This is a genomic window from Colwellia psychrerythraea 34H, assembly GCF_000012325.1.
Lineage (GTDB): Bacteria > Pseudomonadota > Gammaproteobacteria > Enterobacterales > Alteromonadaceae > Colwellia > Colwellia psychrerythraea_A.
This window is the reverse complement of sequence record NC_003910.7, coordinates 4,111,340-4,123,136: the sequence shown is the minus strand read 5'-3', so window position 1 is coordinate 4,123,136 and position 11,797 is coordinate 4,111,340. Positions and strand designations below refer to the sequence as shown.

Annotated in this window: 9 protein-coding genes; 3 read left to right on the top strand and 6 right to left on the bottom strand. The window is 39.6% G+C overall.

Annotated elements, in window-relative coordinates:
- Window positions 1-79 precede the first annotated feature (79 nt).
- Window positions 80-1,306, top strand: coding sequence for a porin (locus tag CPS_RS17615; RefSeq protein ID WP_041737118.1), 1,227 nt, complete (start codon window positions 80-82; stop codon window positions 1,304-1,306).
- 109 nt (window positions 1,307-1,415) lie between these two features.
- Here CPS_RS17615 and CPS_RS17610 read toward each other — a convergent pair whose 3' ends face one another.
- Together CPS_RS17610 and CPS_RS17605 are read right to left on the bottom strand one after the other, a co-directional pair.
- A complete protein-coding gene (locus CPS_RS17610) occupies window positions 1,416-2,084 on the bottom strand; it encodes an FMN-binding negative transcriptional regulator (RefSeq protein ID WP_011044681.1) in 669 nt (222 codons plus the stop codon).
- Window positions 2,071-2,694, bottom strand: coding sequence for a GNAT family N-acetyltransferase (locus CPS_RS17605; RefSeq protein ID WP_011044680.1), 624 nt, complete (start codon window positions 2,692-2,694; stop codon window positions 2,071-2,073). Before CPS_RS17605 ends, CPS_RS17610 begins: the two co-directional genes overlap by 14 nt.
- Window positions 2,695-2,814: 120 nt before the next feature.
- On the opposite strand from CPS_RS17605, the gene CPS_RS17600 reads away from it, so the two are divergent.
- A complete protein-coding gene (locus tag CPS_RS17600; protein WP_138140310.1) occupies window positions 2,815-4,311 on the top strand; it encodes a PLP-dependent aminotransferase family protein in 1,497 nt (498 codons plus the stop codon).
- A gap of 104 nt (window positions 4,312-4,415) precedes the next feature.
- On the opposite strand, the gene CPS_RS17595 is transcribed toward CPS_RS17600, so the two are convergent.
- The 3 genes from CPS_RS17595 to CPS_RS17585 form a co-directional block, all read right to left on the bottom strand.
- Window positions 4,416-5,168: a hypothetical protein gene (locus tag CPS_RS17595; protein WP_011044678.1), complete on the bottom strand. Its 753-nt coding sequence runs from the start codon at window positions 5,166-5,168 to the stop codon at window positions 4,416-4,418.
- 147 nt (window positions 5,169-5,315) lie between these two features.
- Window positions 5,316-7,166 (bottom strand): alkaline phosphatase, encoded by a 1,851-nt coding sequence (locus CPS_RS17590; protein WP_011044677.1) that lies wholly within the window; start codon window positions 7,164-7,166, stop codon window positions 5,316-5,318.
- Between the two features lie 24 nt (window positions 7,167-7,190).
- On the bottom strand, window positions 7,191-8,774 hold the full coding sequence (locus CPS_RS17585; protein WP_011044676.1) for an alkaline phosphatase: 1,584 nt from the start codon (window positions 8,772-8,774) through the stop codon (window positions 7,191-7,193).
- 307 nt (window positions 8,775-9,081) lie between these two features.
- Between CPS_RS17585 and CPS_RS17580 the strand changes: the two genes are divergently transcribed.
- The gene (locus tag CPS_RS17580; protein WP_041737117.1) at window positions 9,082-11,244 is read left to right on the top strand and encodes a hypothetical protein; all 2,163 of its coding nucleotides are present in this window, start codon (window positions 9,082-9,084) and stop codon (window positions 11,242-11,244) included.
- Here the strand turns inward: CPS_RS17580 and CPS_RS17575 are convergent.
- Window positions 11,241-11,795: a cytochrome b gene (locus tag CPS_RS17575; protein WP_011044674.1), complete on the bottom strand. Its 555-nt coding sequence runs from the start codon at window positions 11,793-11,795 to the stop codon at window positions 11,241-11,243. The two genes, CPS_RS17580 and CPS_RS17575, sit on opposite strands and share 4 nt — an antisense overlap.
- Window positions 11,796-11,797: the final 2 nt, after the last annotated feature.

Sequence of the window (11,797 nt, the reverse complement as noted above, 5' to 3'; positions counted from 1 at the left end):
ATATTCATATAAAGTGTAAATATATGTAATAATTAGCAAAGTTCGCAATATTTTAATGAAATATATCTAGGTAGGTATTATGAAATTCTTGGCCATTACTTTAGTTTTTATGTGTTTTTCATCATCATCTTTTTCAGCTGATGATGAAGCACTAATAAAAAAAGTTAATCAATTAGAAAAAGAAATACAGGCGCTAAAAGATTCAGTTAACTCTGCTGATAGTGAAGTAGAGTTAACAGTAGATAAAAAAGAAGATACGGGTATTAAGTTAGGTGGGGCAGTCCGCTTTCAGTATTCTTATGAAGACTATAATGATGATAATACTAGCCGAGGAGGCGATTTAGATTTTGATGTTTTCCGTCTTGATTTAAATGGTGAAGTTGGCGGGGTAATTTTATCTGCTCAATATCGCTGGTTTCAATACATGAATGTAATTCATCATGCTTGGGCCGGTTATGATTTTGATGAAAAATGGCAAGGTCAAATAGGTATAACACGTGTGCCATTTGGTAACTTGAACTACAACTCACATAATTACTTTTTTAGTAGTAATTATTATGTTGGTTTAGAAGATGATTATGATGCGGGTATAAAGTTTATTAGAAAAACTGATGAACATGATTTAAGGATCGCTTTTTTCTTTACTGATGAAATGGGCGGCATCGATGGCTACGTAGATGATAGATCAGATCGATACTCTTACGATATTGTTGGTGTTCGTGCTAATGATGAAGGTATTTATGACGAACCTGACAATGCAGCTGCCGAGCATAATACAATAAGTTTACGTTATGCCTATCAGTTATCGAATGTTGAACTGGGCTTCTCTTACTTAAGCGGTGATTTGCGTGACTCAAGCTCATCCATAGGTGAACGAACTGCTTATGCGATACACAGTGATGCACAATTTGATCGTTGGAACGTAAAGCTACAATATACCGACTATGAGTATGATTTTGATGAATACTCGCCCTCCATTGCGGTTGGAGCTTACAGTTTTTATGATTCCATTCCAAGTGAAGCCAAGCTTTATACTGTTAATGTTGCCTACTTACAACCTGTTGAGTTTGGACCTATTACCTCATTAAATTTTTATAATAATTATAATTTGATGACAGATAAGTCGGGCGACTTTAATAATGACACTATTATGAACGTCTTGGGCGTCGCTATTTCAGCGGGTGGACTTTATACCTACGTTGATTTGGTTAGAGCAAAAAATCAGCCATTTGTCGGTGGCACCATGGCAGGCGATAGTGATGACTGGCAAACAAGATTTAATATTAATTTTGGTTATTATTTTTAAGTCTCACTTTAACTAGAAACTTTAGTTAACTCTCAGTTACCACTAAAAGGCTAATATTCAATGCCTTGAATATTAGCCTTTTTCATTTTCTAATCACTTTTCCATTCTGTTAAAGTGCAAGCATAAGTTGTCCTAGCTCTTCAACACCCCTTGTTGTTAATTGTTCTGCTATCTCTTTTTGTACTGCTTTCGATTTGTTTTGACTGAGCTTAAATCTGCCTTCAAGGTGAGTAATATTAATACTAAAAATAGTAATAGCATTAAGCATTTTTTTAATGGCAATTGCTGGAGCCTCTTCTATAGACCATGGCTTATCGATGTTGTTTGTCGAACGACGTTGCTCGAAGTAAGCGGTACTCGCTGCCATATATTGATACTTATCATCACTATCCTTTACCTCATGGGCGATACCAGATACATGTACCTTGGCATAATTCCAAGTGGGTACGCTTTGCGCATGGCTATGTTGCTTAGAAACATCCCGTGGTGATATGTACGCATCTTCACCATGAAAAACTAATTGAAGGGCTACTGTTGATGAACGCTGTAGCACTTTGGCTAACGGGTGATGATTACTCACATGAGCCGTAAGCGTGCTTCTTTCTAGTTGCTGTGTGTTCGTGTTAGAAGTCTTGAGAGAAAAGTGACAAGGAATATGACTAACGTCAATCTCTGATTCATGACTAAATAGTAGTGTTGCTAAGGGGTTACTCTCAATAATCTCATGATAATGGGTAATGTTTTCTTCATTTGTTTGATAATGCTTAGCTGGGTACATAACTGAATTCCTCTTGGTTTTTTCCTGTGCTTAACAAGTGTCGTTTTATTTGAGGCCATTCATCATCAATGATGCTAAATAATGCAGTATTTCTATAGTTACCATTCGGTGCTCGGCGATGTTTTCTTAAAACACCTTCAAAGTGACCACCAATACGGGCAATCGCTTGTCGAGATTGTTGATTATCTTCATGAGTACAAATTTCAACACGCGCCATGCCCAAGTGTTCAAAGGCATGTTTTAGCATTAAGTATTTTGCATGAGAGTTAACGTAACTTCGCTGGAATTCAGGGGTGATAAACGTATGACCAATCTCAATACTCTTATCTTTGTCATTACATCGAAACAAACGTGTTGAACCAATTATTTTATTAGTTCTCTTATCAATGGTGACAAAGGCGATCTGTAAACCTTGGGTCATTTCATCAATTGCTTCTTTCATCCACGCCGCTGCAATCTCTGTATTTTGACAACGATTTATTGGCATATGCTGCCATACTTGTGAGTGATTTCCTGCCGATAAAAAACCTGTTAAGTGTTGCAAGTTCATTGGTTCTAATTTTAGTAAACTGGTTTCTAACGTGGTTGGCTTTAGCCTTGGTTTTAACATAAGTTGCTCCATAAAAGGTTAGGTAATAGTTGTTATTATGCTTGTTATTATGATTGGTTTTGGTATAACTACTACAACCAGATATTGATAACTTGGTAGACCAGATTGAAAGCGTTAACGTTGAAAGTATTTTATGAAAACTCGGATCCTAATAAATCGTCATCGAAGCAAGCAAAGTATTTGGCGATTGCTGATGCCTTGAGAAAGGCGATTAGAGAAAGACAGATTGCGCCGACAGAAGCATTACCTTCTGCACGAAAACTTGCTCAGCAGTTATCGGTAAATCGTCATACTATTATGGCGGCCTTGGCTGAGTTAGTAGCGCAAGGCTGGGTTGAAGTAAGAGAGCGTTCAGGTTATCGAGTAGTAGAAAACCTGCCAATTCAAGGCAGTCGTACAATAAATAAAGTGGCGAAAACACCGCAAAGTTTTGACTGGAAATTTCGAGTCAAACAAACCTTTGCTGTTACGCCGAAAGTTAAAGCGAGCGAATATCCTTATAACTTCTCTGGTGGCCAGCCTGATATCAGGAAATTTCCTTTTGATGAGTTTAAAAGTCATTTTTCACAAACGTGTCAGCGTCCTAAAATAGATGATTTAAGTTACGGTGATAGTCGCGGAGAAGCTGAGCTTATTGAGGAAATAGCCACGTATTTACGACGCGTTCGCTCGATTACTGATAAAGAGTTGATGATTTGCAATGGCTCACAAGAAGCCTTGTATATGATTTCACAGTTACTTCTACAACCCGGTGATAAAGTTGCGGTTGAGCAGTTAGGTTATCCACCAGCTTGGGCTGCCTTTGAGCGCACAGGTGCGACATTAATTGCTGTTAAACAAGATGAGCGAGGCATAAATCCTGAGCATTTAGCGCAAGTATTTGCAAAAGGTAAGGTTAAGTTGCTTTATCTTACGCCATTACATCAATACCCAACGACTGTCTCTTTAGATATCTCTAGGCGTATGCAAATTTATCAATTAGCGGTGCAATACGGTGTCGCCATTGTAGAAGATGATTATGATCACGAATTTCATTATGACAGCCAGCCGATTGCACCTATGGCTGCTGATGATCCAGCAGGTTTGGTTATCTATATATCTACCTTTTCAAAACTGATGTTTGGTGGCGCACGTATTGGCTATGTTGTGGCAAATAATGCCCTAATTGAGCAAGTGGCGGCTTATAAAATGGTAATGAACCATAAGTGTAATGTTTTAGTTCAACAAGCGGTGGCTAAGTGGATGCAGCAAGGTGGCTTTGAAGCACATTTACGACGTATGACACGTTTATATCAAAAGCGTCGTGATTTTATGGTTCAACAGCTAAGATCCTTTCAAGATAAAGGCTTACCAATACATTTCGAAGTACCTGCTGGCGGTATGGCAATATGGCTTGATACCGGTAAGTCGATTATTGGGCTAAAAGAGAAGTTACTTCCACAGCAAGTGTACTTACAAACCGAAGTGGAATTTAGTAGATTTAATGAGTTGCCTGATGACTTACCTAGGACAAAATATCGGTTTATCCGGCTGGGTTTTGCGGCAATGAATGAAGCAGAAGTTACCCAAGGATTGGACATTGTGATGAATACTTTATATGGCTTGGTCAGCGAATAAGTTTATTAAAAAGTGATAACCTAGAGGGTTGAGAAGTACGTTGAAAGAAGTCATTTCCGTGACTTATTTCAACATCACTCCTTGGTCATAGGAAACCCCTGAACTTAATGTGCTTCATGATGTGTGTGTAGAGCCCGTGTATTCTGGCTGGCTGAAAACCCTTGATTAATCATAGCTGCTAAAAATGGCGTTGATTCGTTATCGCCAACATCGGCATAATCAGTACTTTGATAACGTGAATATTCAGCAAAGAGTACTGCGATTTGTTCGACGCTACCTTGATAATTTGTTAATGACCACTGGCGAGTCAAAGTTGGACTCTTGAGCTCGAAGAACTTGACTAACTGAAGGTTAGGTAACCAAACTAATTGATATTCTGATGTTTTAGTCTTATGAAAATAATGCTGTTCTAATTGGCAACCTGAATTTTTTTGCTCGACAAGCTGCATTTTATCTAAATCAGGTGTCGCGACTAATTGAAAAATATCTTGCCATTTCGGCTGATATCTTAATTCATTTGATTGATACTCAATGGTGTGTTGGTATTGCTCAAAAGCTCTATTTAACGATAAACGATTGCCCTTGTGCGACCAAATATCATTAACGCCTTGGTTAATATCTCGCTGCAAGACTCTATTATTGTATCGGTGTAATTCAAATGATTGTGTTTGTTTAGCTGCCAGTATCTGTATTTTGTTTCCTTCACTATTATTGCTTTTCTGTTGGTTAAAATCATAATAAGCGCTAAGTACCTTGGGTAATATTTTGCATTCGCCGGCGGTACTATTGACTGATGTGGTCACCCCTAATATTGTGAATAGCAGTAGGGTTAATCGTGATACAGAGATAATTTTCATACTAATATTGCTCTCATAAGAAATAGGTGAGTTGGTTAAACAATGTAAAATAAGTAAAGTAAAGTAAATGAAAGGAAGCTGCCTGTTTTTTACAAAACGTGGCAGCTTCTCTTTATATTACTTCTAAACAGGCTGATTAATGGCGAATTAGTTCATTGCCTTTTCAGCTTTTTTTACTAAGTCAGCGGCATAATCCATTACATGGAAAATAACACTTTGCTCATTTGTGCCGGTAATTAAGTGAGCGCCAGGTCCCATTGCATAAATACCGACATCTTCACCTGCATGTGTCTCTGAGCCTCTTGGTACTAGAGATTCTTGGTGGAAACCTGCTGAATTTGTATCAACCAGAGTGAGGTCCTGACGCCCTGTTATCGCATCACCGTTATATCCTTCATCGGCATCAGTTTCTGAGCCTAAATCTCTAAAACCTTTACCGTTGGTATAACCCAATGTGGTGTAAGGCATGCCATCCTTTGCTAAGCTTGGTTCAGTTTTTCCTACACTCACGACTTTACCTAAAATTGGATTACCACGTTTTGGATAACCTGCCATGGTAAATACATGACTATGATCGGCTGTAACAATAATCAAAGTTTCTTCAGGGTCAGTGTTTTCAACAGCAGTTTGTACTGCATCAGCGAATGCGATGGTATCGGTTAATGCTCCGTGCGCACTCCCTGCATGATGGCCATGATCTATGCGACCCGCTTCAACCATTAAGAAAAAACCTTCTTTATTATTATCAAGTATATCAATAGCTTTATTGGTCATTTCACGTAAAGAAGGTTCACCCGAAATATCATTTTTACGGTCGGCTTCATATTGCATATGTGATTCATTAAACAAACCGAATAAACGTTGTGTAGCGTTGCTATCAACTGCATCAAAACCCGCTTGGTCAATCACGAAACTACCCGTTGGATATTGCGCTTGCCACTCTGCCGTTAAGTCTCGACCATCAGTTCTATCACCTTCAACAGAACTGGTTGCATCAGCGGTATTATATGCTGCGTCCTTTGGTAAGAAGTGGCGTCTTCCGCCACCTAGCACAACGTCGATACCATCAACATCAGTACCGGAGAAACGGCTCTCAATATCACTTTCAAAGCTGATAAGCTGCGACGCTATGTCAACACAACCAGCGGCAATAGCTGTGGCAGGCATGTCTGAAATATCTTCCCAATTTCTCTCCGCAGATTTAGCATAGGTTGCTGCGGGCGTTGCATGAGTAATACGAGCCGTAGAGATAATACCCGTTGATTTCCCTGCAATCTCAGCCAATTCTAATGCTGTAACCAGTTCATTACCTGATGCAGTAGCACAATCGCCACGCTTAATGGCTTCGGCAACACCAATGACGCCTGCATCGGTTTTAACACCTGACATCATCGCTGTCATCGTGCCAGCAGAATCAGGCGTTTGTGCATCAACATTGTAGGTTTTTGCAAAACCAGAGTAAGGGAATTTATCAAAACTTAACTCGTGTTCTTCACCTAATTTTCCTAATTGCTGTCCTGCTAATATACGTGCGGCAGTAACGGTTGATAAACCCATGCCATCACCGACAAATAAAATGACATTCTTTGCTTTACCGCGAGCATTAACCAAAGATTTAGCATTTAACTGCGCTTGGCCTAAAATATTTTGTCCTTGTTCATACCAAAGGTTATTGGTCGTCGCGGTCAGTGATGAACCCTGCATTTGAGTCACTGTTGGTTTACAAACAAACTCTGTTGTTGTAATTTCACCCGCGTCTAAAATACCTGAGCTATCGCTATCTAAGCCTGAATCAATTTGTACGCCACCGTTAAGACATTGTTCGTGACCAACAGTAACTAAGGTTTGGCTGATTAAACTGCTTGTACCTTGGGTACCGTTATCACCACTTGTTCCGTCGCTGCCATCACAACCTGCTAATGCGGCTAACACGGCTAATGAGGTTAATTTTAATGTTAAATTTAATGTTTTATTTGATTTTTTATTTAAGGCTTTCATTGTTAATTCCTTTCTATTAGCAAGTTACTGAGCAATTAAGCCAAGAGATTGATTGATGATGTGAAAAACAACACTTTGCTCGATAACACCTTGTGCTAAATGAGCACCAGGGCCTGAGGCATGTAGGCTGATATCTTCACCAGCATGGGTTTCTGAACCCAATGGTATTGCTGCTTCTTGATGGAAACCTGTTGAACTTGTATCAACAGTGGTTAAGTCTTGACGACCAGCAACGGCATCATCGTTATAAGCAAGGTCGGCATTGGTTTCATTAACTAAATTCCTAAAGCCTTTACCGTTGGTATAACCTAAGGTGGTGTATGGCATATTGTCGTTAGCGAGTGCCGGCTCAGTATCACCAACATTAACTACCTTGCCTAATATCGGATTGCCACGTTTAGGGTAACCTGCAATGGTAAATACATGACTATGATCCGCAGTCACTAATATTAAGGTTTCTTCGGGGTTAGTATTGTTGATAGCTGCTTGTACAGCATTTGAAAACTCTATGGTATCGGTCAATGCATTGTAGGCAGAGCCTGCATGATGGCCATGGTCAATGCGTCCAGATTCAACCACAAGAAAAAAACCTTTGTCATTGTTATCTAAAATATCAATGGCTTTGCTAGTTAGCTGAGTTAATGAAGGTTCACCAGCAATATCATTTTTGCGGTCTGCTTCATATTGCATATGAGATTCATTGAAAAGTCCTAATACGCGCTCAGTGCTAGTGGCATCAATAGCATCAAAACCCGCTTGGTCAATAACATATTTACCGTTTTGATACTGCTCTTGCCACTTGGCTGTTAGGTCAATGCCATCAGTTCGATCACCTTCAATAGCACTACTGGCATCGGCGCTGTTGAAGCTTTCATCTTTAGGAAGGAAATGGCGACGACCACCACCAAAAGCGACTTCCATGCCATCAACATCAATGCCAGGGAAACGCTGTTCTAAATTTTTCTCAAAATCAATAAGTTGTGTTGCAATATCAACACAACCAGCCGTTACTGCAGCCTCAGGCATGTCAGAGATATCTTCCCAGTTGCGATCGGCAGATTTTGCATAGGTAGCAGCAGGCGTTGCGTGGGTTATGCGCGCCGTTGAAATAATGCCCGTTGATAAACCTTTAATTTCTGCAGCCTCAAGTGAGGTCACTAACTCATTACCTGCAACTGTGGAGCAATCACCTCGGGCAATATCTTCATCCACACCAATAACGCCGACATCTGTTTTTACGCCTGACATCATGGCTGTCATGGTACCAGCAGAATCTGGCGTTTGAGCGTCGACGTTGTAGGTTTTAACTTGCGCTGAATAAGGAAAGGTTTCAAAACTTAAATAACCTTCTTCTCCTGATTTACCTTCATTTTGTCCAGCTAAAATTCGTGCCGCGGTTAAGGTAGATAAACCCATGCCGTCACCGACAAATAAAATGACGTTTTTTGCTTTATTACGCGGCGTTAGTTTCGTTTTAGCGATAACAGATTGTTCGCCATCAGCAAACCACTGACTGTTTTTTTGTACGTCGGGTAAAACGCCAGCAACGGCGACGCTAGAGAGTAAAAATGATGACAAGGCTGAAAGTGAAACCCACATTGAGTTCATAGTGCTTCCTTTGTTTTTAATTTAAGGTTAGAAGTTAGGAAGTTAATGCGCATGCATTAACTTCCTCAGTATCCTAGTGATTTAAAATGACAGTTTGGTAAAGTAAAGATGAATCAACGATGAAGGATTTGTAACAGCATTGTGACAAGGTAACAGTGGTAAGCTGCTCAATAGACAATATAGAGTGCTCGGAGGGGAATCACATAAGGTAACAATTTCATCTTGCTATTAAGGCGAGTTTACGAGATAAACTTAGTTATACATTATGTTAATGTATAACTAATTTAACTAGATAATAGAGACTTAGGTGTTAGCAGAAATTTTAGTGGGGCCAATTTTACGACGTTTAACATCACAACAATTAGTGTTGTGGTGGCTTAGTCCGTTTGAGTGTCGTGGAGAGCTCTGTTGTTACTTAGGTAAGGATAGCTTAAGTAATGAAAACCTAAGTAACGATAATTCAACCTATGATGACGCCTTAACCAAGTCCCAAGATACACATACCCCATATAAAAATACTGTAGATACAGACAAATTAATCTTTACCGCAGTACTTGATGAAAGTAATTTAACGACTTTTCGTGTTGGTGAAAAAGCTGTTGTTCATTTATTTGATGTAAGTATTAACTTACCGGCAGAGACTTATATTGAATATGATTTACGACTTGTAAACTCAAGTGATAGCTTTGGTTTTAGTGACAATAAGGCTCAAGACAGTATCGATATTAGCGCTACTACTCGCGCTGAAGAGAGTAGTAAATGCCTAGCTGATATTATTCCGCATTTAGCCTATAGCAATAAAAGTCGCCCCTCCTTTATTATCCAAGAGAATATAAATAATTTACTTCATGGGTCTTGTCGTAATCCACATCATGAGAGCCCTGATAGCTTATTAGCAGGCGATCAATTAGTTGGAAAAACCTTATCAGATGTTGAAAGAAGGCCGGCGTTATTGATGATGTCTGGCGATCAAATTTATGCTGATCATGTTGCCGGCGTAACACTCCATGCAATTCACCAAGTGATCGCTTTATTAGGATTAAATGATGAAAGTTTTAGTGATGAAAATTTAGCTGAACAAGGCATTACTTGCGGTAGTGAGCTTTATCAGTTTAGTGAACAATACTTTCAACGGGAGTTACTGTTACCTAAAAGTAATTCACCCGCCGCTTTTTTTACATCAAGAAAACAACAAGCCATTTTTACCTCCACCTATGCTCACAATCATGTGATGACCTTTGCTGAGAATATGGCAATGTACTTTTTAGTGTGGTCACCGACCCTATGGCAGCAGGTGACATTGGACGATTTTATTGTCCCTGATAAATACCAAGCGATTCATCAGCAAGAGTTAGCCGCAATTAAAGGTTTTATTAGTGGTTTAGATAAAGTGCAGCGCTTACTTGCGCACACACCAACCTACATGATTTTTGATGATCATGATGTTACCGATGATTGGAATTTAACGGCTGCATGGGAGCAGGCTGCTTATCAAGACCCGTTGGCAAAACGTATTATCGGCAATAGTTTGTTTGCTTATTGGTTATGCCAAGGTTGGGGTAATGATCCTAAACAATTTCAAGGGGATTTTTATGCAGTTGCTAATGAGTACCAAGTGGCAAATGCTAATCAAAAAGAACCAAATTCAGCGCAACAAGACGATGATTCACAAGGATTAAGTTCGAAAGCCTCATGCTCGCAAGATAGGTTTATTGACTATCTATTGAAGTTCTCCCATTGGCAATACACCCTTGATAGTCAGCCTAAGTTAGTCGTGCTTGATAGTCGAACGCGTCGCTGGCGCTCAGAACAAGCGTTGGATGACCCTTCAGGATTAATGGATTGGGAAGCTTTATGTGAATTACAACAAGAATTGATAGGCCATAACGCTATCTTATTGGTATCACCAGCACCTATTTTTGGTGTTAAGGTTATTGAAACTATTCAACGCATTGCCACTTTAGCAGGACACCCCTTAGCAGTAGATGCTGAAAATTGGATGGCGCATCCAGGCGCCGCGAGTACCTTGTTGAATATTTTCAAACACCCTAAAACACCAGAACACTTTATTATTCTTTCAGGCGATGTGCATTACTCTTTTGTTTACGATATTGAATTGCGTTTTCGTCACCATTCACCCCATATTTGGCAAATTACTTCGAGTGGTATTAAGAACCAATTCCCTCAACCGCTCATTGGTTTATTTGACCGAATGAATCGTTGGTTTTATGGCCCTTATTCCCCCCTTAATTTATTTACAAAACGTCGCTCTATGCGTATTAAAGGACGTAAGTTAATGGTTGATGAGCAAGAGCAGAAATTGAAGTTAGGTCACCAACGTCTGCAACCTAAAAGTGGCTTGGGTTATTTAGAGATCCATGATGATGGCTCGCCACATTTTATAGCAGACTTGCATTGTGATGGCAGTAAAACTGTTTTCATAGAAACTAGCGAAGAGCTGCTTCCTTAGTGGTTTTTCTTTACCGGTAACATACGTGTTAGCGTGTCATCTTTTTGAATGTAATGATGCACTAACGCTGCTACTGCATGAAAGGCAATCAGATAATAACCCCATGAGCCAATTTCTTTGTGCCAGCCTTCTAATACTTTGCCAAAAGGTTTGTCATAGGGAATAAGAGCGGGTAACTCTAATCCGAAAAAGGGAATGACTTTGCCTTTTGCACTGAGCACAAACCAACCAAAAATTGGCATGGCAATCATGAAAACATAAAGCACCAAGTGCGCCATATGGGCGCCCCTAGCTTGAATAACTGAAAGTGGCGGGGTTATTTGGGGAATAACTTGTACACTGCGTAAATAGAGGCGCGCACAGACTAAAATAAATACCGATAAACCAAGCATGAAATGCCACATCTTGAAGAGATCTCGTAGCTCGGTACCTTTTTCAAAAAACACTCTGCCTTCAATACTGGCAAAAACAAAAATCATTAAAACCACCATTAACCAGTGCATTTTAATTGAAATCGAACCATAGTGATTTTGAGTGTTTTTCCAAGTCATGA